Source organism: Streptomyces sp. NPDC027185 (assembly GCF_055567035.1).
In genome coordinates this window covers 360,574-385,910 of record NZ_JBVHRF010000004.1, presented here as the reverse complement: position 1 = coordinate 385,910, position 25,337 = coordinate 360,574, and the positions used below count along the sequence as shown (strand labels likewise).

The 25,337-nt window shown below is 73.2% G+C and carries 25 protein-coding genes and 2 tRNA genes; 20 read left to right on the top strand and 7 right to left on the bottom strand.

All coding sequences use genetic code 11. From position 1 onward, the window contains the following. Positions 1-74: 74 nt before the first annotated feature. Genes ACZ4M8_RS15355 through ACZ4M8_RS15345 form a run of 3 tightly spaced genes read left to right on the top strand, consistent with a single transcriptional unit; the run spans position 75 to position 2,831 of the window. The gene (locus ACZ4M8_RS15355) at positions 75-1,145 is read left to right on the top strand and encodes a chorismate-binding protein (protein WP_467607219.1); all 1,071 of its coding nucleotides are present in this window, start codon (positions 75-77) and stop codon (positions 1,143-1,145) included. Then, positions 1,142-1,966: an aminotransferase class IV gene (locus tag ACZ4M8_RS15350; RefSeq protein WP_467607218.1), complete on the top strand. Its 825-nt coding sequence runs from the start codon at positions 1,142-1,144 to the stop codon at positions 1,964-1,966. The genes ACZ4M8_RS15355 and ACZ4M8_RS15350 overlap by 4 nt, the downstream gene beginning before the upstream one ends. Positions 1,967-2,000: 34 nt before the next feature. Then, positions 2,001-2,831, top strand: coding sequence for a GNAT family N-acetyltransferase (locus tag ACZ4M8_RS15345; RefSeq protein WP_467607215.1), 831 nt, complete (start codon positions 2,001-2,003; stop codon positions 2,829-2,831). Positions 2,832-2,881: 50 nt separating this feature from the next. On the opposite strand, the gene ACZ4M8_RS15340 is transcribed toward ACZ4M8_RS15345, so the two are convergent. Next, positions 2,882-3,403: a DsbA family protein gene (locus tag ACZ4M8_RS15340; RefSeq protein WP_467607213.1), complete on the bottom strand. Its 522-nt coding sequence runs from the start codon at positions 3,401-3,403 to the stop codon at positions 2,882-2,884. 173 nt (positions 3,404-3,576) lie between these two features. Here ACZ4M8_RS15340 and ACZ4M8_RS15335 point away from each other — a divergent pair, with 173 nt between their 5' ends. Beyond that, complete coding sequence (locus ACZ4M8_RS15335; protein WP_467607210.1) at positions 3,577-4,020, top strand: hypothetical protein; 444 nt, start codon at positions 3,577-3,579, stop codon at positions 4,018-4,020. A gap of 68 nt (positions 4,021-4,088) precedes the next feature. Beyond that, on the top strand, positions 4,089-4,244 hold the full coding sequence (locus tag ACZ4M8_RS15330; RefSeq protein WP_399093725.1) for a hypothetical protein: 156 nt from the start codon (positions 4,089-4,091) through the stop codon (positions 4,242-4,244). A 24-nt stretch (positions 4,245-4,268) separates the two neighbouring features. On the opposite strand, the gene ACZ4M8_RS15325 is transcribed toward ACZ4M8_RS15330, so the two are convergent. Both ACZ4M8_RS15325 and ACZ4M8_RS15320 read right to left on the bottom strand, forming a co-directional pair. After that, positions 4,269-4,829 carry a CGNR zinc finger domain-containing protein gene (locus tag ACZ4M8_RS15325; protein ID WP_467607207.1) on the bottom strand — a complete coding sequence of 187 codons (561 nt, stop codon included), beginning with the start codon at positions 4,827-4,829 and terminating at the stop codon, positions 4,269-4,271. Positions 4,830-5,055: 226 nt separating this feature from the next. Beyond that, entirely contained in the window at positions 5,056-5,469 is a 414-nt protein-coding gene (locus ACZ4M8_RS15320) for an SsgA family sporulation/cell division regulator (protein ID WP_003959770.1), read from the bottom strand. A 633-nt stretch (positions 5,470-6,102) separates the two neighbouring features. Here ACZ4M8_RS15320 and ACZ4M8_RS15315 point away from each other — a divergent pair. The 3 genes from ACZ4M8_RS15315 to ACZ4M8_RS15305 all read left to right on the top strand — a co-directional run bounded on the left by ACZ4M8_RS15315 (position 6,103) and on the right by ACZ4M8_RS15305 (position 6,909). After that, positions 6,103-6,174 (top strand) — tRNA-Val (locus tag ACZ4M8_RS15315). Positions 6,175-6,259: 85 nt separating this feature from the next. Beyond that, complete coding sequence (locus tag ACZ4M8_RS15310; protein WP_467607205.1) at positions 6,260-6,721, top strand: SRPBCC family protein; 462 nt, start codon at positions 6,260-6,262, stop codon at positions 6,719-6,721. A gap of 116 nt (positions 6,722-6,837) precedes the next feature. Then, positions 6,838-6,909: transfer RNA gene (locus tag ACZ4M8_RS15305), tRNA-Val, on the top strand. Between the two features lie 101 nt (positions 6,910-7,010). Here the strand turns inward: ACZ4M8_RS15305 and ACZ4M8_RS15300 are convergent. Continuing rightward, on the bottom strand, positions 7,011-7,760 hold the full coding sequence (locus ACZ4M8_RS15300) for a 3'-5' exonuclease family protein (RefSeq protein ID WP_467608034.1): 750 nt from the start codon (positions 7,758-7,760) through the stop codon (positions 7,011-7,013). Between the two features lie 432 nt (positions 7,761-8,192). Between ACZ4M8_RS15300 and ACZ4M8_RS15295 the strand changes: the two genes are divergently transcribed. Together ACZ4M8_RS15295 and thrS are read left to right on the top strand one after the other, a co-directional pair. Then, entirely contained in the window at positions 8,193-9,335 is a 1,143-nt protein-coding gene (locus ACZ4M8_RS15295) for a hypothetical protein (RefSeq protein WP_467607203.1), read from the top strand. A 263-nt stretch (positions 9,336-9,598) separates the two neighbouring features. Next, positions 9,599-11,578, top strand: a complete 1,980-nt coding sequence (gene thrS, locus ACZ4M8_RS15290) for a threonine--tRNA ligase (RefSeq protein ID WP_467607200.1) — start codon at positions 9,599-9,601, stop codon at positions 11,576-11,578. 69 nt (positions 11,579-11,647) lie between these two features. On the opposite strand, the gene ACZ4M8_RS15285 is transcribed toward thrS, so the two are convergent. Next, positions 11,648-12,289, bottom strand: a complete 642-nt coding sequence (locus tag ACZ4M8_RS15285; RefSeq protein WP_467607199.1) for a potassium channel family protein — start codon at positions 12,287-12,289, stop codon at positions 11,648-11,650. A gap of 67 nt (positions 12,290-12,356) precedes the next feature. Here ACZ4M8_RS15285 and ACZ4M8_RS15280 point away from each other — a divergent pair, with 67 nt between their 5' ends. The 3 genes from ACZ4M8_RS15280 to ACZ4M8_RS15270 all read left to right on the top strand — a co-directional run bounded on the left by ACZ4M8_RS15280 (position 12,357) and on the right by ACZ4M8_RS15270 (position 14,992). Next, a complete protein-coding gene (locus ACZ4M8_RS15280; protein WP_467607197.1) occupies positions 12,357-12,914 on the top strand; it encodes an HIT family protein in 558 nt (185 codons plus the stop codon). A 129-nt stretch (positions 12,915-13,043) separates the two neighbouring features. Next, the gene (locus ACZ4M8_RS15275; RefSeq protein ID WP_467608033.1) at positions 13,044-13,796 is read left to right on the top strand and encodes a polysaccharide deacetylase family protein; all 753 of its coding nucleotides are present in this window, start codon (positions 13,044-13,046) and stop codon (positions 13,794-13,796) included. Continuing rightward, positions 13,796-14,992, top strand: a complete 1,197-nt coding sequence (locus tag ACZ4M8_RS15270) for a YncE family protein (protein ID WP_467607196.1) — start codon at positions 13,796-13,798, stop codon at positions 14,990-14,992. The genes ACZ4M8_RS15275 and ACZ4M8_RS15270 overlap by 1 nt, the downstream gene beginning before the upstream one ends. Positions 14,993-15,131: 139 nt before the next feature. Here ACZ4M8_RS15270 and ACZ4M8_RS15265 read toward each other — a convergent pair whose 3' ends face one another. Both ACZ4M8_RS15265 and ACZ4M8_RS15260 read right to left on the bottom strand, forming a co-directional pair. Next, positions 15,132-16,808 (bottom strand): hypothetical protein, encoded by a 1,677-nt coding sequence (locus ACZ4M8_RS15265; protein ID WP_467608030.1) that lies wholly within the window; start codon positions 16,806-16,808, stop codon positions 15,132-15,134. A 121-nt stretch (positions 16,809-16,929) separates the two neighbouring features. Continuing rightward, positions 16,930-19,113: an elongation factor G-like protein EF-G2 gene (locus ACZ4M8_RS15260; RefSeq protein WP_467607194.1), complete on the bottom strand. Its 2,184-nt coding sequence runs from the start codon at positions 19,111-19,113 to the stop codon at positions 16,930-16,932. Positions 19,114-19,329: 216 nt separating this feature from the next. On the opposite strand from ACZ4M8_RS15260, the gene pgsA reads away from it, so the two are divergent. The 7 genes from pgsA to ACZ4M8_RS15225 all read left to right on the top strand — a co-directional run bounded on the left by pgsA (position 19,330) and on the right by ACZ4M8_RS15225 (position 25,151). Further along, positions 19,330-19,986: a phosphatidylinositol phosphate synthase gene (pgsA, locus tag ACZ4M8_RS15255; protein ID WP_467607192.1), complete on the top strand. Its 657-nt coding sequence runs from the start codon at positions 19,330-19,332 to the stop codon at positions 19,984-19,986. Beyond that, positions 19,983-20,912: a phosphatidylinositol mannoside acyltransferase gene (locus ACZ4M8_RS15250; RefSeq protein WP_467607189.1), complete on the top strand. Its 930-nt coding sequence runs from the start codon at positions 19,983-19,985 to the stop codon at positions 20,910-20,912. The genes pgsA and ACZ4M8_RS15250 overlap by 4 nt, the downstream gene beginning before the upstream one ends. Beyond that, complete coding sequence (locus tag ACZ4M8_RS15245; RefSeq protein ID WP_467607187.1) at positions 20,909-22,093, top strand: glycosyltransferase family 4 protein; 1,185 nt, start codon at positions 20,909-20,911, stop codon at positions 22,091-22,093. The genes ACZ4M8_RS15250 and ACZ4M8_RS15245 overlap by 4 nt, the downstream gene beginning before the upstream one ends. Before the next feature lie 78 nt (positions 22,094-22,171). Continuing rightward, the gene (locus ACZ4M8_RS15240) at positions 22,172-22,717 is read left to right on the top strand and encodes a LemA family protein (RefSeq protein WP_467607185.1); all 546 of its coding nucleotides are present in this window, start codon (positions 22,172-22,174) and stop codon (positions 22,715-22,717) included. A gap of 109 nt (positions 22,718-22,826) precedes the next feature. Beyond that, entirely contained in the window at positions 22,827-23,738 is a 912-nt protein-coding gene (gene pdxS, locus ACZ4M8_RS15235) for a pyridoxal 5'-phosphate synthase lyase subunit PdxS (protein WP_030278507.1), read from the top strand. Positions 23,739-23,746: 8 nt separating this feature from the next. Then, on the top strand, positions 23,747-24,337 hold the full coding sequence (gene pdxT, locus ACZ4M8_RS15230; protein ID WP_467607182.1) for a pyridoxal 5'-phosphate synthase glutaminase subunit PdxT: 591 nt from the start codon (positions 23,747-23,749) through the stop codon (positions 24,335-24,337). A 61-nt stretch (positions 24,338-24,398) separates the two neighbouring features. Beyond that, on the top strand, positions 24,399-25,151 hold the full coding sequence (locus ACZ4M8_RS15225; protein ID WP_467607179.1) for a YebC/PmpR family DNA-binding transcriptional regulator: 753 nt from the start codon (positions 24,399-24,401) through the stop codon (positions 25,149-25,151). Positions 25,152-25,337: the final 186 nt, after the last annotated feature.

Sequence of the window (25,337 nt, the reverse complement as noted above, 5' to 3'; positions counted from 1 at the left end):
AACGCGTTTGCGCAGGTGCCACGCGTCCGGCTCGCCCACGGCGCCGGACGGGCCCGCGACCTAGACTCGCTGACGTGCACGACCTCCCTCCCGTGGCCCGCTTCGGCGGCCTCATCGCCACCGATCTCCGCGACGTCACCACCGACCCCGCAGCCCTGGATTCCACGGGCTGGTGGGCGGTGGTGGCCGGGTTCGAGGGGGAGGTGATCTGCGCCCGCTTCGCCGACGTCCGGCCCGCGACCCCGGCCGACGCCCCCGACCCCCGCGCCTGGCACGGGCCCGCCCCCGGGGCCTGGCGCACCTCCCTGGACCGCGCCGCCTACATGGACGGGGTGCGCCGCATACGTGCGTACATAGGGACGGGGGACGTCTATCAGGTGAACCTCTGCCGCGTGCTGAGCGCACCGCTGCCCGATCCGGACCGCAGCGACATCGACGCGCTCACCGCCGTCCTGGCCCTCGGCAACCCCGCGCCGTACGCGGGCACGGTCCGGCTCCCGGCGTACGGCGTCGAGGTCGCCACCGCCTCGCCCGAGCTGTACCTGCGCCGCGACGGGCGCACCGTCGACTCCGGCCCCATCAAGGGGACCGGACGCATCGCCGCCGATCTGACGGGCAAGGACCGCGCGGAGAACGTGATGATCGTCGACCTGGTCCGCAACGATCTCGGCCGGGTCTGCGCCACCGGCAGTGTCACCGTCCCCGCGCTCTGCGCCGTCGAGGAGCACCCCGGCCTCGTCCACCTCGTCTCCACCGTCCGCGGTGAGATCGCGGAGCACCGCCTCAAGGGCGCCTGGGCCGACCTGCTCACCGCCACCTTCCCGCCCGGCTCGGTCACCGGCGCGCCCAAGGAGAGCGCGCTGCGGATCATCGGCGAGCTGGAGACGGCGCCCCGCGGCCCGTACTGCGGCGGCGTCGGCTGGGTCGACGCCGACCGCGGCACCGGGGAGCTGGCCGTCGGCATCCGTACCTTCTGGATCGACCGTGCCGGGAGGGGCGGGCCCGAGCTGCGGTTCGGCGCGGGCGCCGGGATCATCTGGGACTCCGACCCCGAGCGGGAGTGGGCGGAGACCGAGCTGAAGGCGCGCCGGCTGCTCGCGGTAGCGTCGGGCGAGCACGGAGTGAACGGAAGGACAGGGCGATGAAGATCTGGCTGGACGGCGAACTGCGGGAGGCCGGCGGCGCCCGGGTGTCCGTCTTCGACCACGGTCTGACGGTCGGCGACGGTGTCTTCGAGACCGTCAAGGCCGAGGGCGGCCGGGCCTTCGCCCTCACCCGCCACCTGGAGCGGCTGGCGTACTCCGCCCGCGGCCTGGGGCTGCCCGAACCGGACCTCGACGAGGTACGCCGCGGCTGCGCCGCCGTCCTCGACGCCCACCCGGTGCCGCTCGGCCGCCTGCGGATCACCTACACCGGCGGCGAATCCCCCCTCGGCTCCGACCGCGGCGACGCCCCCGCCACCTTGGTCGTCGCCCTCGGCGAGGCGACCCGCCGCCCCGACACCACCGCCGCCGTCACCGTCCCCTGGGTACGGAACGAACGCGGTGCGCTCACCGGGCTGAAGACCACCTCGTACGGCGAGAACGTCGTCGCGCTCGCCCGCGCCCGGGAGCGCGGCGCCTCCGAGGCGCTGTTCGCCAACACCGTCGGCGCGCTCTGCGAGGGCACCGGCTCCAACGTCTTCGTCGTCCTCGACGGCGAACTGCACACCCCGACCCTGGCCTCCGGCTGCCTGGCGGGCATCACCCGCGCCCTCACCATCGCCTGGGCGGGCGCCAAGGAGACCGATCTGCCGCTGGACGTCCTGGAGAGCGCCGAGGAGATCTTTCTGACCTCCACGCTCCGCGACGTCCAGGCGGTGACGCGGATCGACGGCCGGCAACTCGGCGACGCGCCGGGCCCGGTGACGCGCGCCGCGATGCGCGCCTTCGACGCGGGCGCCGCCGCCGACTTCGACCCGCGGTGAGATGAGGGGCCGCGGCGGCGGGTAGAAGCCCCGTGTGACCACCACGCTGCGTCCCGCGGGACCGGAGGACCGAAGCGGCGCGGGCCACCGCGCCCGCCGCTACGACATCTGCGACAACAGCCGGCGGGTGGGCGGCGTCCGCCTCACCACCGACCCGCTCACTGGGCCCGCCACCGGTCTCATCGAGGCGTTGGAGGTGGACGCCGCCGACCGCCGCCGCGGCCGGGCCACCGTCGCCGCGCTCGCCGCCGAGGAGGTGCTGCGCGGCTGGGGCTGCCGCCGTATCGCGCTGACCGTCCCCGCGGGCGCGCAGGCCGCACTGCGCCTCGCGGCGGCCCTGGGGTACACCGAACGCGCCCGGCACCTCGCCAAGGTGATCGTCGGGGCGCCGCCGCTGCCGCCCGGGGCCGAGGACCGTCCGCTGACGGCCGCCGCCTACCCGGACTGGCGCGCCACCGCCGTCGCGGACCGCGCCCGGCTGCTCGCCGCACCGGGCCTGACCTCGCAAGAAGCTACGCAGGCGGCGGAGGCCGAGCACCATGCCTTCCTGGTGGAGGGCGCCGCCACCCCGCACCACGCGCTACGGACCCTCGTGGCGGGCGGCACCGGCGTCGGCCACGTCTGGACCGACCTGCGGCCGCCGGACCTGCCGGGTGGCCGCGTCCTCGACGTCTTCGTGGTCCCGGAACACCGCGGCCACGGCCACGGCCGGGTCCTGCTGGGGGTCGCGGAGCGGGAGTGCCTGGCCGCCGGGGCGCCCCTCATCGGCCTGACCGTCCGCACGGACGACACCGCCGCCCGCGGCCTCGCCACGGCCTGCGGCTACCGCCCCACCGGGTTCCTGCTGGCCAAACCGCTGCTCTGAGCCGCGCCCCGGGGTTCTGCTGGCACGGACCGCGAGGGGCCCCGGAGCCCCTAGCCGAGCAGCCGGTCCGCGATCTCCTCGATCCGGGCGCGCAGCCCTTCCTGGCTCGCACTGCCGTCCAGCAGCTCCCCGCCGATGACGTACGTCGGGGTGCCCCGCACACCGATCGCCTTGCCCTCGGCGTGGTCGGCGTCGACGATCAGCAGATGGCGGCCGTCGATCAGCGCGGTGTCCACCTCGTCGGAGTCCAGCCCCAGGGCGTCCGCGACCTCCAGCAGCAGCCGTTCGCCGGAGCGGCCCAGCTCCTCGGTACGGGCCAGCACCGCCTCGGCGAACTCGCGGCCCTTGCCCTGCTCGGCGGCTTCCTCGGCCGCCTGCGCCGCGGCGTAGGCGTACTTGTGCTTCTCCAGCGGGAAGTGCCGCAGCCGGATCTCCAGCCGGTCGCCGTAGCGCTCGCGCAGGGCCCGCAGGTCCTCCTGGGCGGCGTGACAGTCCGGGCACTGCAGCTCGCACCAGACGTCCAGCACGACGGGGGTGGCGGACGGGGTGCCGGTGGCGGGGGAGTCGTTCATGGGGCCAGTCTTCCAGCCCGCCGGGCGGCAGGGGCACAGGGACCTCGGGAGGAGACCGACCCGGAGGTCTCCCTGATCATCGCCGCCGGGCATGGCCCCCGGGCCGCCGGGCAGGGCAGGATGGAGAAGGGGACGCAGGGCGCGCTCCCTCCCACCCAGGGCAGGAGGACCCGATGCTGACATCGACCGTATGCGCCGCGGTGTCGGCGGCGGGTCTGGCCGTCGCCGCGCTGACGGCCTACCGCAAGCGTTTCCTCGCCGCGACGCGCATCGCGGCGTTCGCCCTCATCCCGGTCGGCCTGGCGATGACCGGCATCATCGACTGGCTCACCGGGCTGGTCCTCAAGCCGATGGTCTGGGCCGGGTTCGGCCTGCTGGCGGTCTCGGCCGTGCTGTTCGTGATCGGCCGCGCCGTGGAGCGCCGCCGGGGCGGCGCCGGCAGCCGCAAGGAGCGCCGTGCCGCCCGCCGGTCCGCGGTCGCCCCGGGAGCCACCGCACCCTCCCTCGGCTCCGGCCGTACGGGCTCCGGGCCCACAGGCGCGGGCAAGGGGAGGACGGCCGCCCCTGAGGATGACTTCTCGGACATCGAAGCGATCCTCAAAAAACACGGGATTTGATGAACTCCCGCCCCTGAGGGGTTAATTGGGCATTCGCGACCGATCGGCTGCGCCATGATCGTCGCGAAATGAACGATGAGTGCGCCCTGGCCCGGGACGAAGCCCCGGCCCCCGAACCGCGCGGATGTCTTTTCGCGCTGTCCCAGCCGCCCCTGATGCTCTTCCTCGCCTTCATCGGCCTGCTGCTGCTGATGGGCGCCGTCCACGACCTGTTCCTCCAGTGAGGGCGGGGACGTGGCCGGTGTGCCTCAGTCCGCCGCCTCCCGCTGCCGCGCCCGGTAGGCGGCGACGTGCAGCCGGTTGCCGCAGGTCCGGCTGGAGCAGTAGCGCCGGGAGCGGTTCCGGGAGAGATCGACGAAGGCGTGGCGGCAGTCCGGCGCCTCGCAGCGCCGCAGCCGCTCCCGCTCACCCGCCACCACCAGGAACGCCAGCGCCATACCGCAGTCGGCCGCCAGATGGTGGGCGACGGAGGCGCCGGGCGCGAAGTAGTGGACGTGCCAGTCGTAGCCGTCGTGGTCCGTCAGCTGCGGGGTGGTGCCCGCCGAGGCGATCAGCGCGTTCAGCAGTTCGGCGGCGTTGCGGTCGTCGGGAGCGGCGAACACCTCCGCGAAGCGGGCGCGCAGGGTGCGTACGGCGGTCAGATCGGCGTCGCCGAGGGTGTCGACGCCGCTGATGGCGTGCCGTGCGGTGAACTCCCGCAGGGCGGCCGGATCGGCCAGGGTGTCCGGGCTGCCCGGTCCCGCCGGGGCGGTGTTCAGCAGGTCGACGACCGCGTCCAGGGCGCACCGGGTGTCGTGGGTGATCATCACGGTTTCGCTCCCAGGCAGGGTGGAGCGGCCCGTTCACCGCTCCCGGGTCCTTGCGGAATGGTCGCCGACTCTAGCGTGTCACCCACGCGCCGGCGCCGTCGCCGCGGTGGGTCCGCGGCGCCGGCGCCGGAGTGTGCCGTATGAACTTGTCGGTCCCGCGGCGTCTCCCCGAGTCGGACGCCGCGGACGGGTGCGGGTTGGTTGCGGTGGGTGGCTGTGGTGCGTCTCAGCTCTCCGCGAGGATGTGGGAGAGCTCCGTGTCGAGGTCGAAGTGCCGATGCTCGGTACCGGGAGGTACCGCGGCGTCGGTTCTTTTGAGGAACGATTCGAGGGCCCGTGCGGGGGCCTCCAGGAGGGCCTCGCCTTCCGGGGAACTCAGGGCGATGCAGACCACGCCCTGTCCGTGGCTCCGGGACGGCCAGACGCGGACGTCGCCGGTGCCGGTGGGCCGGTGCAGGCCCTCGGCGAGGAGATCGCGGGCGAAAACCCACTCGACGGTCTCCTCGGCTCCGGTGTGGAAGGTGGCATGCACGGCATAAGGATCGGCCGTGTCATACCGCAGGCCCGCCGGTACAGGCAGTGAGGACTCGCTCGACACAACGAGGCGCAGGTGCAGCTCGCAGCTGACCGTGGTGTTCATAAGCGCCAGGGCCTTTCGCTCAGTGTGCGCTCGGGGATTCGCACGTCGGCGAAATCGACATGCCACCTACGGTGCCGTTGTAAACCCCTCTGAGCGTTTTGGGTGGCTTCGGGTAGCTCTGATGGCGGATTGAAAGATCGTCCCCCGTGGTCATCCGGAGGGACGGGACGCTCCGGCACGTCGCCGATGCGGATACGGAGAGTGAGGAAGTGTCCGGCGAGGGCGCCGCTGCTGTCTCCGGTGCGGCGCCCCGCGGACCGCCGCCGCACCGCCCTCGCTCCCGCCGCCGTCCCCGGCTCCGGCCGTGAGTCGTCGGCGGCGGCCTCGTCGTCGTACCTCGCGTGCCTGGCACGCCGCGAGCGTCGACGCGGCACCGACGTGGTCGTCGCCGGCCACCTCGCGGTGATCATCGGCGGCGTGATCGCACAGCCGCCCGGCCCCGGTCCTGGCTCCGGCCGGCGAACGGTCACCGCCGGGCCTGCGGGGCGTTCGGGACGTATGGGCCGTACGGGCCGGTGTCCCGCTCGCGACGCCGTGGGCTCGCGGAGCGGCGCGAGCGGTGGTGACCTGTGGCGGCAGGGGCCTGTGTGGTCACAGGGGCCCGTCGACGTGGGGTAATGTGTGCCGTGCGCCGGGCGATTAGCTCAGTGGGAGAGCGCTTCGTTCACACCGAAGAGGTCACTGGTTCGAACCCAGTATCGCCCACCCCGGCCGAAGGTCCGGAGGCTTCAAGCCTCCGGACCTTCGCGGTTGTTGGGTTCCGCCCTCCCCGGGACGGCACACTGAACCCATGCTCTCCTGGCCGCGCGCCCTCCACCGCTACCGCTTCCGCAGCGTGTGGCAGCTGCCCGCCGCCCCGCCCGCCGTGGTCTACGCCGTCCTCGAACGCGTCGAGAGCTATCCGCTGTGGTGGCCCGAGGTGCGCGCCGTCGACCGCCCCGGTGAGCAGGGTGGTACCGCGCGCTTCCGCTCGTTCCTCCCGTACGACCTGGATGTCGTCGCCGGTGAGGGGGCGCGGGATCCGCGTGCCGGGATGCTGGAGGTGACGCTCCACGGGGATCTGGAGGGGTGGGTGCGCTGGACGGTCACGGCGCGCGGCAGCGGGACACGTGTCGTCTTCGAGCAGGAGGTCGAGGTGCGCAAACCGCTGCTGCGGCGGCTGGCGCTGCCCGGACGGCCGCTGTTCGTGCTCAACCACGCCTTGATGATGCGCTCCGGGCGGCGGGGGCTGATGGCCTGGCTGGCCCGCTGACCGTGTGAGGTGGCGGCGCCCGGAGAAAAGGGGCGGGGCGCGGGAGGGAATTTGTTGGAAACCCGCGGCGGCCTGTATTGTTCACGTCGTTCGCGAGGGAAACCCCGCCGACATCCGGGCGATTAGCTCAGTGGGAGAGCGCTTCGTTCACACCGAAGAGGTCACTGGTTCGAACCCAGTATCGCCCACCGGAACAGAAGATCCGGGCCGTCAACAGACGGCCCGGATCTTTGCGTTGCGCCGGTGATTCCCGAACTGCCCGTGCCGTCCCGGACGGTGGCGCGTGACCTCAGCCTTCCGGGGGCGCGGTGGCCGGTGCCGGTGTCCGCATCGGCCACCGCGCGTCGGTCCGGGTGCCTGTGCCGCCCGGGAACCACGTCTGCCGTTCGCGCACCTGGGCCTCGTACCACGTCGCCTGGAGCGCGTGGAGTTCGTCCGGGCGCAGGCGGGCGAGGCGGCCGGCGAAGCGGCGGCCCAGGGTGCGGGTGAGCTCCAGGACGGCGAGGGTGTCCTCGGCGGTGCGCCCGAAGCCGTTGCGGTCGCTGTCGGACGCCTTGATGTCGTAGTGCGCGCGGAGGTCGGTCAGGGTGCTCGGGCCCTTGCGGTAGCGGTCCAGGTGGGTGTCGAGGACCAGCGGGTCGAGGACGTGCAGCGGGTGCGTGCCCAGGTAGGCGGTCAGGGAGGTGGCGCGGTGGCGTGTCGCCTCGCGGTCCAGGAGCGTGAGGGTGAACGGGGCGTTCAGTACGGCCACCGGACGGCCGGACGCCGCCTGCGAGGTCAGGGCGCGGGCGATCTCGTCCACGGCGGGAGCCGGCCAGCGGCCGCGGCGCGCGAGGTGCCCGGCGGTCAGGCCGTGTGCCGCCGCCGCTGCGCCGGAGACCTCCACACCGGGGCTGATCAGCCAGCGGGTGAGCGCGGGGGAGGCGCCCGGGGTCTCCTGGACGGCCAGCGCCGCCGCGATGAGCCGGTCGTTCTCGGGATCCTCCCCGCTCGTCCCGACGCCGAACGCCGCCAGCGGACCGTCGTACCAACTCGGCACCATCGCCCCTCCTCGCACTCCGACATCACGGCGCGGGCGCACGCCGGCGCCCGGTCGCTCCCGGCCCGCGCCCGTGCGCCGAGCCACCGGGGGCGGCGCTACGGCCCTCGGCCCGAGCAGGTGATACCCGCCTCATGGTGTTACCGAACCGCTTTTGTTTGCGGGTCACTTGGCGGGGAGACAAACCAAGAGGATGGGGCACGGGACCGGCGACGCCGGAGCGGAACTCTCCCGCGAGGTCCGCCCGTACCCGGCACGGCCGTACACCGGCGGCTCGGGCGGCCGCCGTCCCCGCGCACCGCCTCCGCCCCGCCGCCTACCCCGGGCGGGCCCGGCTGCCCCTGCCGCTCCACCGGACGACCGGCCGGCCCCGGTGACCGGCCGCGGCTCTTCGAGGGCCGGGCCCCGGTCCGGTCCGGGAGGGAGACCGTGATGCACCGGCCGACCGACGAATCCGCCGCGCCGGGCCCGCAGCTGCCGGGCGCCGGTATCCCGCTGCCCGATCCGGCGGCCCTCGACCCCGCGATCCTCGGCGCGCTGCTGGCCCGGCACGGCTGGCACCGTACGGGTGGCCCCGGCGGGCGGTACGCGCGCTGGTCCCCGCCGGGGGGTGGCGCCGGACTGCTGGTGCCGCAGGACCGGCGCTTCCCCGAGTGCGCCGAGTTGCTCGCCGAGGCGCTGGCCACCTTGAGCGTCAGCCCGGCGCCGTACGCACGCGAGGTGCTGCTGGGGATGGCGGCGCTCAGCGACGAGGTGCGCTGGGAGCGGCTGACGCCGGGGGAGGGGTCGGTGGTGGCGCGGTGGGTGGCGCAGGAGCAGTTGCGCGGCGCGGCGCGCGCCACGCTGACCGCCGCGGCGCTGGCCGGCTGCGCCCGCGCCGGGTACTACGGCTCCCGCTACCGCGCTCACGCCGAACGTTTCCTGGCCAAGGCGCTGATCGGACCGGCGCCGGAGGGCCGCCGGGTCGCCGCGTTCCTGCCGGTGTCGGCCGGCCGGGAGCCGGTGATCACCCTGTACCGGGCGCTGCGCGCCGCCCGCGAGGCCACCGACCACCGGCACGCCACCGGGGGCGACGAGGCGTTCGACGCGGCGGTGGTGTCCGGTGTCTGCCATGAGCTGGTGCAGGCGCTGATCGCGCTGGTCCACGAGGGCGGCGGCATCCGGATCACGGTGGACTGGTCGCCCGGCGCGGGCCCGCCGCCCGGCTGCCCGGTCCGCCCCGGCCCGGTGGAGTTCACCCCCGGCGACCTTCCGGCGCTGGCGGACGCCGCCCAGCGGTACGTACGGGGTGAGCCGTCGCTGCCGGTCCGGGTGACCGGCGTGGTGGTGCGGCTCCACCGGGAGCGGCCCGGCGGGGGCGTGGTGCGGTTGCGGGTGTTCTCCGGGGCGGACGTGGAGCAGGTGCGTGCCGCGCTCGGCGACGATGACTACCGGGTCGCGGGCCAGGCCCATCTGATGGACGTACCGGTCCGGATCAGCGGGCGGCTGGAGAGCCGCGGGGGGTTCCGGCGGATCACGGGGGCGCGCGGTGTGGTGCCGGTACCGGTGGTGGAGAGGGAAACGGAGGCCCCGTGAGACCGCCGGTGCCCGGCCCGGCCACCGGCGCGCCCCGGGTGTCTTCGCCCACGGGCCGACTCCCCGGCCCGTGAGCCTCGTGGCGTACCGGCGTACCCCGGGCCGAGCCCCCCGGCGGCCGCCGCTCCCGAAGGCGCCCGCGGCCCCGTCCCCGGCGGAGCGCACGGGCCCCGGCAAACCGTTTCGCGGTCCGGGCTGGGGGGTCGGTACGATTTGGCTGCGCAGCAATCGCTGACGCGCAGCAGACATGACAGGAGAGACCGGTGTCAGACGTCCGTGTGACCGTCCAACGCGATTCCGAGCGGGAAGAACGCGTGGTGACCACGGGCACTACGGCCGCCGACCTCTTCCAGGGCGAGCGCGCCGTCGTCGCCGCGCGGGTGGCCGGGGAGCTGAAGGACCTGGCGTACGAGGTGGCCGACGGCGAGAGTGTCGAGCCCGTCGAGATCACCTCCGAGGACGGCCTGAACATCCTGCGGCACTCCACCGCGCACGTGATGGCGCAGGCCGTGCAGGAGCTGTTCCCCGAGGCCAAGCTCGGCATCGGCCCGCCCATCAAGGACGGCTTCTACTACGACTTCGACGTCGAGACCCCGTTCCAGCCGGACGACCTCAAGCGCATCGAGAAGAAGATGCAGGAGATCCAGAAGCGCGGCCAGAAGTTCGCGCGCCGGGTCACCACCGACGAGGACGCCCGCGCCGAGCTGGCCGACGAGCCGTACAAGCTGGAGCTGATCGGCCTCAAGGGCAACGCCGCCGAGGCCGCCGAGGGCGCCGACGCCGAGGTGGGCGGCGGCGAGCTGACCATCTACGACAACCTCGACGCCAAGACCGGCGAGCTGTGCTGGAAGGACCTCTGCCGCGGTCCGCACCTGCCCAGCACCCGCGTCATCCCGGCCTTCAAGCTGATGCGCTCGGCCGCCGCCTACTGGCGCGGCAGCGAGAAGAACAAGCAGCTCCAGCGGATCTACGGCACCGCCTGGCCGACCAAGGACGAGCTCAAGGCCCACCTGGAGTTCCTCGCCGAGGCCGAGAAGCGCGACCACCGCAAGCTCGGCGCGGAGCTGGACCTCTTCTCCTTCCCGGAGGAGCTGGGGCCGGGCCTCGCGGTGTTCCACCCCAAGGGCGGTGTCATCCGCAAGGAGATGGAGACCTACTCCCGCAAGCGCCACGAGGTCTCCGGCTACGAGTTCGTGAACACCCCGCACCTCTCGAAGGAGAAGCTCTTCGAGATCTCGGGGCACCTCCCGCACTACGCGGAGGGCATGTTCCCGGCCATCGAGTTCGACGAGCAGAACTACCGCCTCAAGGCGATGAACTGCCCGATGCACAACCTCATCTTCAAGTCGCGCGGCCGCTCCTACCGCGAACTGCCCCTGCGCCTCTTCGAGTTCGGCACGGTCTACCGCTACGAGAAGTCCGGCGTCGTGCACGGCCTGACCCGCTCGCGCGGCTTCACCCAGGACGACTCGCACATCTACTGCACCAAGGACCAGATGCCCGAGGAGCTGGACACGCTCCTCACCTTCGTACTGGACCTGCTGCGCGACTACGGCCTGACCGAGTTCGAGCTGGAGCTGTCCACCCGTGACGACTCCGACAAGTTCATCGGCACCGACGAGGACTGGGCCGAGGCCACCGAGGCGCTGCGGCTGGCGGCCGAGAAGCAGGGCCTGCCGCTCGTCCCCGACCCGGGCGGCGCCGCGTACTACGGCCCGAAGATCTCCGTGCAGGCGAAGGACGCCATCGGCCGGTCCTGGCAGATGTCGACGATCCAGGTGGACTTCAACCAGCCCAAGCGGTTCAACCTGGAGTACACCGCGGCGGACGGCTCCAAGCAGCAGCCCGTCATGATCCACCGCGCGCTGTTCGGCTCCATCGAGCGGTTCTTCGGCGTGCTCCTGGAGCACTACGCGGGCGCCTTCCCGGTGTGGCTGGCCCCCGTCCAGGCCACCGGCATCCCGATCGGCGACACCCACGTCCCGTATCTCCAGGAGTTCGCCGCCGAGGCGCGCGAGCGGGGGCTGCGGATCGACGTCGACGCGTCGTCGGACCGGATGCAGAAGAAGATCCGCAACGCCCAGAAGAGCAAGGTGCCCTTCATGGTCATCGCCGGTGACGAGGACGTCGCCAATGGCGCGGTCTCCTTCCGCTACCGCGACGGCTCGCAGAAGAACGGCATCCCGCGCGCCGAGGCGATCGCCGAGATCGTGGACGCGGTGGAGCGCCGTATCCAGGTGTGAGTCCGCACGGACCGGCCGTCCGGGCCCCGGTGAGCAGCCGCTCGCCGGGGCCCGGCGCGTCCCCCGCGCCTATTCCTCACCGTCCTGCCGGAAGCGCCGTACCAGCCAGGAGGAGAACGCACCGACCACCGCGCCGACCAGCGCCACCCCGGAGCACATCAGCCCGGCGGCGACGAAGCGCCCGCGCGTGGTGACCGGTGTCACATCGCCGTACCCCGTCGTCGTCAGCGCCGCCACCGCCCACCACGTCGCGTCCCCGAGGGAGCGGATGCTGCTCCCGGGCGCCGTCCGCTCGTCGTGCAGCACGGCCAGCGCCGCGGCGAACCCCAGCAGCAGCGCGGACAGCCCGGCGTACGCCATCACCCGGACCTCCAGCGGCAACCGCGGCCGCCGGTGGCGCAGCCGCTGCCGGTCGTGCGCCTCGACCAGCCGCAGCGGGCGCAGCAGCGGCAGGAACACCACCAGCAGATCGAGCCACCGGGTCCGCGCGAAGCGCCGCCGGTCGGGGCTGAGGGCCAGCCGCGTCAGATACTCCGCCACGAAACAGCCCCAGGTCACCGCGGTCACCGCGGACCAGACGTCCCGCGCGCCGGGCGACAGGCCGGGCGTCAGGACCCGCACCGCGTACGCGAGCAGGAAGAGCAGGGAGGCGGCGAGGAGCCAGGGATCGGCGCGCTTCTCCCACGCCGCCAGACGGTCGTTCCGGTCCATCGGCCCAGCATCGGGGAGCGCGCGATGCGGTGCGCCCCGGCGACACGCCGCGGACGGCCGACGCCATATGCTGGCCGGTATGACGAGCGAGCCGGAGCAGCAGATCGGAGTCGGGACGCAGGACGCCTTCCAGCGCCTGTGGACGCCCCACCGGATGGCGTACATCCAGGGGGAGAACAAGCCGAGCGGTCCGGGGGCCGACGACGGCTGTCCGTTCTGCGCGATCCCCGCCAAGTCCGACGAGGACGGCCTGGTCGTCGCCCGAGGCCGGCACGTTTACGCGGTGCTGAACCTCTACCCGTACAACGGCGGGCATCTGATGGTGGTGCCGTTCCGGCACGTCGCGGACTACACCGAGCTGGACGGCGCGGAGACCGCGGAGCTGGCGGAGCTGACCAAGCACGCGATGACCGCACTGCGCACCGCGTCCGGCGCGCACGGCTTCAACATCGGGATGAACCAGGGCGCGGTGGCCGGTGCGGGCATCGCCGCCCACCTCCACCAGCACGTCGTCCCGCGCTGGGGAGGCGACACCAACTTCATGCCGGTGGTCGGCCACACCAAGGTCCTGCCGCAGCTCCTCGCCGACACCCGGCGGATGCTCGCGGACGCCTGGCCCGCGTAACGGCGCCGCCGCCCCGGGGCCCGTACGCCGTCCCGGGGCGCGCCGCTCCTCCGAAGAGCCGAACAAAACGCCTCCTTCCGGACCGTTCCGCTCTGTAATGGAGTGGTGACTTCACCGGACCGCCGTTCCGTGCTATGCGTGGCCGCCGCGGTCGCCGCCGGGGCGACCGCCACCGCCTGCACGCGCGGCGCCGCGGCACCCCGCGCCACCGTCCCGGCCACCGCGCGCCCGGCCTCGCCCCACCCGGCGCACGCCGCCCGGCCGCCCACCCGCGCACCGGGCCTGCCCGCACAGATCGCCCACGGCCCCCGGCGGGGCGACGCGGTCGCGCTCACCTTCCACGGCCAGGGCGATCCGGGGACCGCCACCGCACTGCTCCGCGAGGCCGAACGGGCCGGCGCCCGCCTCACCGTGCTGGCCGTCGGCGTCTGGCTCGACGAACAGCCCGCGATGGCCCGCCGCATCCTCGACGGCGGCCACGAACTGGGCAACCACACCCTCCACCACCGCACCATCTGCGCGATGCCGGAGGACGAGGCGTACGCCGAGATCACCGGCTGCGCCGACCGGTTGCGGGCGCTGACCGGCACCATCGGCAGCTGGTTCCGCCCCTCGCGGACGCAGTACGCCACCGACCGGGTCATCCGCCTGGCCCGCCGCGCCGGCTACCCGCACGTCCTCTCGTACGACCTCGACTCCCTCGACGCCGACGACCCCGGCGCCTCCGCCGTCCAGCGCACGGTGCTGGACGGGGTCCGGCCCGGCTCGGTCGTCAGCCTCCACCTCGGGCACCCCGGCACCGTCGGCGCGCTGCCCCCGATCCTCGACGGCCTGCACCGGCGCGGTCTGCGCGCGGTGACGACTACGGAGCTGGTGACCTGATGGCTGACCGGACCCCCGCCCGCCGCCGCGCCCCGGGGAAGGCCGCACTGCTGGCCGCCGCCTGCGCGCTGCTCGCCGCCGGCTGCGGCACCGGCGGCGACACCACCGCCCGCGCCCCGCACACCCCGCGCCCCGCGAGCCCGTCCCCGGCGTCGGCCGCCCGCCCCGGACTGCCCGGCATGCCGCCGCCGCTCGACCCGCGCGACCTCTACGCCGCGGACCGGCCCGGCAAGCTCGCCCCGCAGGTCAAGGACTTCCCGTCGATGGTGTACGTGCCCAACACGATCTCCAACACGGTCAGCGTCATCGACCCGCGGACCTACAAGGTCGTGCGGACCATGCCGGTGGGCGTACAACCGCAGCACGTCGTACCGTCCTGGGACCTCAAGACGCTCTGGGTCAACAACGACCGCGGCAACAGCCTCACCCCGATCGACCCGCGCACCGGCAAGGCGGGGAAGACCGTCGCGGTGCACGATCCGTACAACCTCTACTTCACGCCCGACGGCAAGTACGCGATCGTCATGGCGTCCATGGACAAACAGCTGGTCTTCCGTGATCCGCACACCATGAAGGTCCGCAAGACCGTGCCGGTGACCTGCGCCGGGGTCAACCACGCCGACTTCTCCGCCGACGGCCGGTACTTCATCGTCTCCTGCGAGTTCTCCGGCGAACTGCTCAAGGTCGACACCGCGAAGATGGCGGTGACCGGCCGGCAGAAACTGCCGCGGCACGGCGCGATGCCGCAGGACGTCAAAATCTCCCCGGACGGGAAGACCTGGTACATCGCCGATATGACGTCCGACGGGGTGTGGGTCCTCGACGGCGACCGCTTCACCCGGCCGGAACTGCTGCCCACCGGCAAGGGCGCCCACGGTCTCTACGTCAGCCGCGACTCGAAGCGGATGTACATCTCCAACCGCGGCGAGGGCACCATCTCGCTGCTGGACTTCGCCACCGGCCGCCTCACCGGGAAGTGGCACATCCGCGGCGGCGGCAGCCCCGACATGGGCGGCGTCTCCGCCGACGGCAAGACCCTCTGGCTCTCCGGCCGCTACAACTCGGAGGTCTACGCCCTCGACACCCGTACGGGGAAGACCCTGGCGAAGATCCCCGTCGGCAACGGCCCGCACGGTCTCGCGGTCTACCCGCAGCCCGGCCGCTACTCCCTCGGCCACACCGGCATCTTCCGCTGACCCTCACGGCGGGCCCGTACGGCGTACCCCGTACCACTGACGCCGTACGGCGGGCCCGTACCACTGCCCCGCAGAACGGCCGACTCCCGTACGGGGCGGGCCCGTACGGGAGTCGGAGAGGCGGGGGAGCGGGGAGGCGCTACGCGGTGTACTCGTCGGCCTTCCGCGGCTCGACGCCCTGGACCGCGCCGCTGAGGAAGAGCGAACGGCCCTCGAAGCGCTCGGTGTCCACGCCGTTCTCCTTCAGCACCCCCAGCGCGGCGGTGTGGACCGCGCGCAGGACGGGGGTGGCGGCGCGCAGCGCGTCATCGGCCATGAAGCGGTGCCGCCACGGCTTGTCCGCCCAGACGTGCCGCAGCCCGAACGGCTCGGGCAGCGACAGCTTCCCGCCGAGGAAGTCCAGCACCGGCGGGAACCACGTCAGCGGCGCGCGGGCGGCGAGCCGTACGACCTCGGCCGGATCGATCAGCGGCAGCGTCTGCTTGCGGGTCTCCCAGAACTTGATGACCTTCGCGACCTCTTTGGTCTTGGGCGACGGCTTGCTGGTGAACAGGGAGTTGACCGGGCCCAGGGCGTGACCGGTGACCTCGATCCGCAGCGTCTCGTGCAGCACCGTGACGGTGATCAGCAGCGTCAGCACCAACTGACCGTCCCACAGGACGAACTGGACGCCCAGGTAGTGGCGGTTGCCGCTGCCGAACTGCTGCTCGTTGCAGATCCGCTCGACCTCGTGGCCACGGATCTGGAAGGCGTCGGTGTCGGTGCCGTCCGGGCGGCTGACCTCCTTGGCCTTCTCGCCGACCGGCGCGACGATCCAGTGGTTGACCTGCGGCGCCTGCTGGAACCCGCCGGTGTGCAGCGGGCTGCGCTCCAGCATCCGCAGCTTGTCGTGGATCGCCCGGACCACGTCCCAACTGCGGAACGGGTGGATCTCCGTGCCCTCCTTCGCCGGCTTCAGCTCCTCGGCCAGATGCCAGCTGCCCCACCGCGTCCCCATCCCGAGGATGCCGCGCGGACCGGCGTAGAAGACGACGTTGCTGCGCTGCTCGGCGGTGAGCTTGGCGAGGTTGTGCCGCAGCGTCTCGGCCGCGATCTCGCCCGGATCGCCCGGCACCGCCTCGGGGATCTTCGCGCCGACCCCGCCGCCGTCCAGCAGCCCCTGCCACGCCTCACGCAGCAGCACCGCCGTCCGCTCGCAGATCTGCTTGGCGAACCACCAGCCGATCACCGGGACGACGACCATGGCGCGGGCGTACAGCGGCCAGAAGCCCGTCGTGGGCAGCTTGATCAGCAACAGCACCGACGCCAGCGCGAGGACGCCGAGCAGCGCCGAACCGCCGACGGAGGTCTTGCCGTCCTTGGCGAGGTACTTCTTGAGCTGGAAGCCGCCCAGCCACACCAGCACACCGGGCAGGAACGCCAGCCCGCACAGCAGCATGAGCACCGTCAGCTTGGCGTCGCGCTGCTTGCGGATGCGGGTGGCCGCCAGACAGTGCTCGACGACGACCTGCGGCTCGGTGCCGAAGGACTGGATGAGCGCCTTGCGGCCGCCGCCGAGCATCCGTGTCTGGATGGCCCGGGAGAACGCCTCGCCGAGGTTCGGCTCGAAGAGCGAGAGCTTGGGTTTCTTGATCTCGGAGGCGCCGGATTCCGAATCGGCCTTGGAGATGTCGGCCAGCGGACTGTCCCGGTACGCCGCCGAGGCCAACGCCTGGGTCGCCGCGGTCTGCCCCGCGCCTCCCAGGAGCGGCACCTGCGCCCCAGGACTGAAGTCGAAGCCGTCTGCTGCCACTGCCCGCCCCCAACGCCGCACCATCACTGCCGCGGCTCTTTACCCGTCCACCGCTCCTGGCACACCTGCCGAGCCCGTCCGCTCAGCGTACAGGCGGGGCCGGGCCCAAGGGAGTTGACCGCTCCAACGGCCCGTCAATCGTTGACTATGCGCCGTTTTCCCGCCCGTCCCGTACGGCCGCCGCCAGGTGCGGGGGCATCGGTTCGTGGCGCAGAGGGGTCCGGGTGAAGCGGCCGGTGCCGTGGGTGAGCGAACGCAGATCGACGGCGTAGCGGGCGATCTCCGCCTCCGGCACCTCGGCCCGTACCCAGGTGCGGTCGCCCGTCTCCTCCTGCTCGGTGCCGACCACCCGGCCGCGCCGCCCGGACAGATCGCTCATCACCGCCCCGACGAACTCGTCCGGAATCAACACCGCGACCTCCGCGACCGGTTCGAGCAGCTCGATCCGTGTCTGACCGGCCGCGTCGCGCAGCGCCAGCGCGCCGGCTGCCTGGAACGCGGCGTCCGAGGAGTCCACCGAGTGCGCCTTGCCGTCCCGCAGCGTGACGCGGACGTCGACGAGCGGGTACCCGGCGGCCACCCCCTGTGCCGCCTGGGCGCGTACCCCTTTCTCCACCGACGCGATGAACTGCCGCGGCACCGCGCCGCCGACCACCCGGTCCGTGAACTCGACGCCGGAGCCCGCGGGCAGCGGCTCCACGTCGATCTCGCAGATCGCGAACTGCCCGTGCCCGCCGGACTGTTTGACCTGCCGTCCCCGCCCGGACGCCGCGCCGCCGAACGTCTCCCGCAGCGGTACGCGGTACGCGACGGTGTCGACCCGGACGCCGTACCGGGTCCGCAGCCGCTCCAGCGCGACCTCCGCGTGCGCCTCGCCCATGCACCACAACACCACCTGGCCGGTGTGCGGATGCTGCTCCAGGCGCATCGTCGGATCCTCCGCGACCAGCCGCGCCAGACCGTGCGAGAGCTTGTCCTCGTCCGCCTTGCCGTGTGCCTCGACGGCGACCGGCAGCTGCGGATCGGGCATCGCCCACGGCGCCATCAGCAGCGGCTCCCGGCACGACGACAGGGTGTCGCCGGTCTCCGCGCGGGTGAGCTTCGCGACGTACGCCAACTCCCCGGCGACCGCCTGCGCCAGCGGCCGCTGCTGCTTCCCGGACGGTACGGACAGCGCGCCCACCCGTTCCTGCACGTCGTGGTCGGCGTGGCCGCGGTCGGTCAGGCCGTGCCCCGAGACGTGCACCGGCTCGTCCGGCCGCAGTGTGCCGGAGAAGACGCGCACCAGCGACAGCCGCCCGACGTACGGATCGGAGGTGGTCCGCACGACCTCGGCGGCCAGCGGGGCGGACGGATCGCAGGGTGGTGCCGGGCGCGGTGCGCCGTCCGGCGTGGTGACCTCCGGGGCCGGCCGCTCGCCTGGCGCGGGGAAGCCCCGCACGATCAGGTCCAGCAGCTCCACGGTGCCCAGACCCTGGCGGGCGGTGGCGGTGGCCGGTGCCGCGATGAGTACCGGGTGGAAGGTGCCGCGGGCGACCGCCGTCTCCAGGTCGGCGGTGAGCGAGGCCAGGTCCAGCTCCGCGCCGCCCAGATAGCGGTCCATCAGCGTCTCGTCCTCGCTCTCGGCGATGATCCCCTCGATGAGCCGGCCGCGCGCCTCGTCCAGCAGTGCCGGCTCCGCGCCGGCCGGCTCCCGCTCGGTGCGGCCGTCCGGCCCGTACTCCGCGACCCGGCGCGTCAGCAGACCGAGCAGCCCGGTCACCGGCGCCCGGCCGTCCGCGCCCGCCGCGCCGTACAGCGGCAGGTACAGCGGGAGCACCGCGTCCGGATCGCCGTCGCCCAGGGCCTCACCGCAGCCGCGCAGGACGGTGGCGACATCGGCGCGGGCGGCGTCGAGGTGGGTGAGGACCAGCGCCCGCGGCATGCCGACCGCCGCGCACTCCGCCCAGAGCGCGCGGACCGGCCCGGTCACGTCCTCCGCGGCGGAGAGGGTGAAGAGGGCCGCGTCCGCCGCCCGCAGCCCGGCCCGCAGCTCCCCGACGAAGTCGGCGTATCCGGGGGTGTCCAGCAGGTTGATCCGGCAGCCGCGCCACTCCAGGGGGATCAGCGACAGCTGGACCGAGCGCTGGTGCCGCTGCTCGATCGGGTCCTGGTCGGAGAGGGTGTCGCCGTCCTCCACCCGCCCGGCGCGTCCGGTGGCGCCGGCGGTGACGGCCAGCGCCTCCACGAGGGTGGTCTTGCCCGCGCCGCCGGGGCCGGCCAGCACCACGTTGCGGACGGCGGCGGGGCCGGCGGCGGCCCCGGGGTCCGTGCCCGGCTTCTCGTTCATGCCCTCGCCTCCAGGTCGTCACCTTTGCGGTGATTCGAGCTTTCCACCGCGGTGGGGGCCCGTCCACAGGGAGCGGCGGGGGAGTGGCCGTCCGCGCCGGTCACCGGTTGTTCCCGGGCGCCGTGGTGGGTGCGCGGTGCCCGGGGAGCGCCTGGCTACGATGGGCCAGCCGGTGGCCCCTTGACCGCACGGCCCGTATCGACCTCCGGGAAGGCCATGCTGAACAAGTACGCGCGTGCGTTCTTCACGCGTGTTCTCACGCCGTTCGCCGCCCTGCTCATCCGCCTCGGCGTCAGCCCGGACGCGGTCACCCTCGTCGGCACGGGGGGCGTGGTGGCCGGCGCCCTGGTCTTCTATCCGCGCGGTGAGTTCTTCTGGGGCACCGTCGTCATCACCCTGTTCGTCTTCTCCGACCTGGTCGACGGCAACATGGCCCGCCAGCTGGGGCGCTCCAGCCGCTGGGGCGCCTTCCTGGACTCCACCCTCGACCGGGTCGCCGACTCCGCGATCTTCGGCGGGCTCGCCCTCTGGTACGCGGGCGGCGGCGACAGCATGCTGCTCTGCGCGATGGCGATCTTCTGCCTCGCCAGCGGCCAGGTCGTGTCGTACACCAAGGCGCGCGGTGAGGCCATCGGGCTGCCGGTGAACGTCAACGGGCTGGTCGAGCGGGCCGAGCGGCTGGTCATCTCGCTCGTCGCCTGCGGGCTGTCCGGACTGCACGCCTTCGGGGTGCCCGGTGTGGAGATCCTGCTGCCGATCGCCCTGTGGGTCGTCGCCGTCGGCAGCGCCGTCACCCTCGCCCAGCGCGTGGTGACGGTCCGCCGGGAATCGGCCGAGGCGGACGCCGCCTCCCGCGCGGGGAACGGCGTATGAGCCGCCTCGACACCGACCGTCTCACCGACGCCCTCTACGGCCTCGGCTGGAGCACGGTCAAGAAGCTGCCCGAAGGCGTGGCGGTCCGTCTGGGCCGGACCCTCGCCGACGCCGCCTGGCGCCGCCGCGGCAAGGGCGTACTGCGCCTGGAGGCCAACCTCGCCCGCGTCGTCCCGGACGCCTCCCCGCAGCGGCTGACCGAGCTGTCCCGCGCCGGGATGCGCTCGTACATGCGGTACTGGATGGAGTCCTTCCGGCTGCCCGCCTGGAGCCCCGAGCGCATAACGACGGGCTTCACCGCGCAGGACGTCGACCGCCTCAAGGACGCGCTGGCGGGCGAGCGCGGCGTCATCCTCGCCCTGCCGCACATGGGCAACTACGACCTGGCGGGCGTCTGGGTCACCACCGCGCTCGGCGTCCCCTTCACCACCGTCGCCGAACGCCTCAAGCCGGAGTCGCTCTACGACCGGTTCGTCGCCTACCGCGAGGGCCTGGGCATGGAGGTGCTGCCGCACACCGGCGCCGCCGCCTTCGGCACGCTCGCCCGGCGGCTGCGCGACGGCGGTCTGGTCTGCCTCGTCGCCGACCGCGACCTCTCCAGCTCCGGCGTCGAGGTCGACTTCTTCGGCCACCCCGCCAAGATGCCCGCGGGCCCCGCGATGCTCGCCGCGCGCACCGGCGCGGTGCTGCTGCCCGTCACCCTCTGGTACGACCGCACGCCGGTCATGCGCGGCCGTATCCACCCCGAGATCGAGGTCCCGGCGGAGGGCACCCGCGCCGAGAAGGCCGCGGCCATGACCCAGGCGCTCGCCGACGCCTTCGCCTCCGGCATCGCCGCCCACCCCGAGGACTGGCACATGCTGCAACGCCTCTGGCTCGACGACCTGGAGCCGCGCGACGCGGCCCGCGGAACGGAGAAGCCGTGAGAATCGGCATCGTCTGCCCCTACGCCTGGGACGTCCCCGGCGGCGTCCAGTTCCACATCCGCGACCTCGCCGAACACCTCCTCTCCCGCGGCCACCACGTCTCCGTCCTCGCCCCCGCCGACGACGGCACGCCGCTGCCGCCGTACGTCGTCTCCGCGGGCCGCGCGGTGCCGGTGCCCTACAACGGCTCCGTCGCCCGGCTGAACTTCGGCTTCCTCTCCGCCGCCCGGGTCCGCCGCTGGCTCCAGCACGGCGCCTTCGACGTCATCCACATCCACGAACCGGCCTCGCCCTCCCTCGGCCTGCTCTCCTGCTGGGCGGCGCGCGGCCCGATCGTCGCGACGTTCCACACCTCCAACCCGCGCTCCCGGGCGATGATCGCCGCGTACCCGATCCTCCAGCCCGCGCTGGAGAAGATCAGCGCGCGCATCGCGGTCAGCGAGTACGCCCGCCGCACCCTCGTCGAGCACCTCGGCGGCGACGCGGTGGTCATCCCCAACGGCGTGGACGTCGACTTCTTCGCCCGCGCCGAACCGAAGGACGCCTGGCGGTCCGGGCCCGGCGGAGACGGCGGGCGGCCCGGCGCCACCCTCGGCTTCATCGGCCGGATCGACGAACCCCGCAAGGGCCTGCCCGTCCTGATGCGCGCACTGCCCGCGATCCTCGACGCCGTCCCCGACGCCCGGCTGCTGGTCGCCGGACGCGGCGACGAGGAGGAGGCGGTCGCCGCGCTGGCGCCCGAGCTCCGCCCGCACGTCGAGTTCCTCGGCATGGTCAGCGACGAGGACAAGGCCCGCCTGCTGCGCAGCGTCGATCTGTACGTGGCACCGAACACCGGCGGCGAGTCCTTCGGCATCATCCTCGTCGAGGCGCTGTCCGCCGGCGCGCCCGTCCTCGCCAGCGACCTCGACGCGTTCGCCCAGGTCCTCGACCAGGGCGAGGCCGGGGAACTCTTCGCCAACGAGGACGCCGACGCCCTCGCCGCCGCCGCCGTCCGCCTGCTGCGCGACCCCGCCCGCCGCGCCGAACTGCGCGACCGCGGCTCCCGGCACGTCCGGCGCTTCGACTGGTCCACCGTCGGCGCCGACATCCTCGCGGTGTACGAGACGGTCACCGAGGGCGCGGAGCCGGGCCGCTCCGTCGCCGCCGACGAGCGCGCCGGACGGGCAGCCCGGGACTGACCGGCCGCTACGGCCCGTGATCCCCGGGGCCGCCCGCGCCCCGGGGGCCCGCCGTCCGGGCCGGTAGGGTGACGCCGCGTGACCACCTTCATCTGGATCGCGGCCGCCGCCGTCCTCATCGGCATCTACCTGAGCTGGACCGCCGGCCGCCTCGACCGGCTGCACGCCCGCATCGACGCGGCGCGCGCCGCCCTCGACGCGCAACTGCTGCGGCGCGCCTCGGTCGCCCAGGAGATCGGCACCTCCGGCGTCCTCGACCCCGCCGCCTCGATCGTCCTCTACCAGGCGGCGCACACCGCCCGGCAGGCGCCGGAGGACGGCCGGGAGGTCGCCGAGAGCGAACTGTCCCAGGCGCTGCGCGCCACCCTCGGCGAGCGGGAGCAGGCCGACGCGGTCCGCGAGGCGCCCGGCGGTGAGCAGACCCTCGCCGAGCTGACCGCCGCCGTCCGCCGCGTCCCCATGGCCCGCCGCTTCCACAACGACGCGGTACGGGCCGCCCGCGCGGTCCGCCGCCACCGCCTCGTGCGCTACCTCCGTCTCGCCGGGCACGCGCCGTTCCCCCTCGCCTTCGAGATGGACGACGAGCCGCCCGCCGTCCTCGGGGATCCGCACACCACCGCCTGACATCCGGCCGCCACGAGCCACCGGCTGCCAATTGGCCCTTTCCGCACCCCCCTCACCAGCGGTTGTGTGGGTGAAGCAGCGAATCCACCCGCACAGAGTGAGGTCCCCCGTGTCCAGCACGCCCACCACGCCCCAGACCCCCGAGACCGGAACCGCCCGCGTCAAGCGCGGCATGGCCGAGCAGCTCAAGGGCGGCGTGATCATGGACGTCGTCACCCCGGAAGAGGCGAAGATCGCCGAGGACGCCGGTGCCGTCGCCGTCATGGCCCTGGAGCGGGTGCCCGCCGACATCCGCAAGGACGGCGGCGTCGCCCGGATGTCCGACCCGGACATGATCGACGGCATCATCGACGCCGTCTCCATCCCCGTCATGGCCAAGTCCCGCATCGGCCACTTCGTCGAGGCGCAGGTCCTGCAGTCCCTCGGCGTCGACTACATCGACGAGTCCGAGGTCCTCACCCCCGCCGACGAGGTCAACCACTCCGACAAGTGGGCCTTCACCACCCCCTTCGTCTGCGGCGCCACCAACCTCGGCGAGGCCCTGCGCCGGATCGCCGAGGGCGCGGCCATGATCCGCTCCAAGGGCGAGGCCGGCACCGGCAACGTCGTCGAGGCAGTCCGCCACCTCCGCCAGATCAAGGGCGAGATCGCCAAGCTGCGCGGCTGCGACAACAACGAGCTGTACGCCGCCGCCAAGGAGCTGCGCGCCCCGTTCGAGCTGGTCAAGGAGGTCGCGGAGCTGGGCAAGCTGCCCGTCGTCCTCTTCTCCGCCGGTGGCGTGGCCACCCCCGCCGACGCCGCGCTGATGCGCCAGCTCGGCGCCGAGGGCGTCTTCGTCGGTTCCGGCATCTTCAAGTCCGGCGACCCGGCCAAGCGCGCCGCCGCCATCGTGAAGGCCACCACCTTCTACGACGACCCGAAGGTCGTCGCGGACGTCTCCCGCAACCTCGGCGAGGCCATGGTCGGCATCAACTGCGACACCCTGCCCGAGGCCGAGCGGTACGCCAACCGCGGCTGGTGAGTACGGAGATGACCACCCCCACCATCGGAGTCCTGGCCCTCCAGGGCGACGTCCGCGAGCACCTGGTGGCGCTCGCCGCGGCGGACGCCCTGGCCCGGCCGGTACGCCGCCCCGAGGAACTGGACGGTCTCGACGGACTCGTCATCCCCGGCGGCGAGTCCACCACGATGTCCAAGCTCGCCGTCGTCTTCGGCATGCTGGAGCCGCTGCGCGACTTCGTCCGCTCCGGCCGCCCGGTCTACGGCACCTGCGCCGGCATGATCATGGTCGCCGACAAGCTCCTGGACGCCCGCGCGGACCAGGAGACGTTCGGCGGGATCGACATGATCGTCCGCCGTAACGCCTTCGGGCGGCAGAACGAGTCCTTCGAGGCGGACATCGACATGACGGGCATCCCCGGCGGACCGGTCCACGGCGTCTTCATCCGCGCGCCCTGGGTCGAGTCCACCGGCGCCGCCGCCGACGTCCTCGCGAGGTACGACGGACACACGGTGGCCGTCCGGCAGGGTAACGTCCTCGCCACGTCGTTCCACCCGGAGCTGACCGGCGACCACCGCGTGCACGCCTTCTTCGTGGACATGGTGCGTACGGCGGCCTGACACGCTCCCGGTAGGATCGGTGCGTTGGTTTCTCAATGGGTTACGCGAAGGAGACAGGCGGATGTCCGGCCACTCTAAATGGGCTACGACGAAGCACAAGAAGGCCGTGATCGATGCCAAGCGCGGCAAGCTCTTCGCGAAGCTGATCAAGAACATCGAGGTCGCGGCCCGGACCGGCGGCGCCGACCCGGACGGCAACCCGACCCTCTTCGACGCCATCCAGAAGGCCAAGAAGCAGTCGGTTCCCAACAAGAACATCGACTCCGCCCTCAAGCGCGGCGCGGGTCTCGAAGCCGGTGGCGCCGACTACGAGACGATCATGTACGAGGGTTACGGCCCCAACGGTGTCGCGGTGCTCATCGAGTGCCTCACCGACAACCGCAACCGCGCCGCCTCGGACGTCCGCGTCGCGATGACCCGTAACGGCGGCTCGATGGCCGACCCGGGTTCGGTCTCCTACCTCTTCAACCGCAAGGGCGTCGTCATCGTCCCCAAGGGCGAGCTGACCGAGGACGACGTCCTCGGCGCGGTCCTGGACGCGGGCGCCGAGGAGGTCAACGACCTCGGCGAGAGCTTCGAGGTCCTCAGCGAGGCGACCGACCTGGTGGCGGTCCGCACCGCCCTCCAGGAGGCCGGCATCGACTACGACTCGGCCGACGCCAACTTCGTCCCGACCATGCAGGTCGAGCTGGACGAGGAGGGCGCGCGCAAGATCTTCAAGCTGGTCGACGCGCTGGAGGACAGCGACGACGTGCAGAACGTCTTCGCCAACTTCGACGTCTCCGACGAGACGATGGCCAAGATCGACGCCTGACGGGGCGTTCCTCCCGTACGACCGACAGCGGCCCGCCGGTGCGAACCGGCGGGCCGCTTCGGCTGACCGCCGCCGCGCACGGCCCGTCCGCGGCGCCCGGCCCTGACCCGACGCGTTGTCAGTGGCAGCCGATAGCCTGCACGAACAGGCCGGCGCTCCCCGCGTCCGGCCCGCCGGACGACCGAG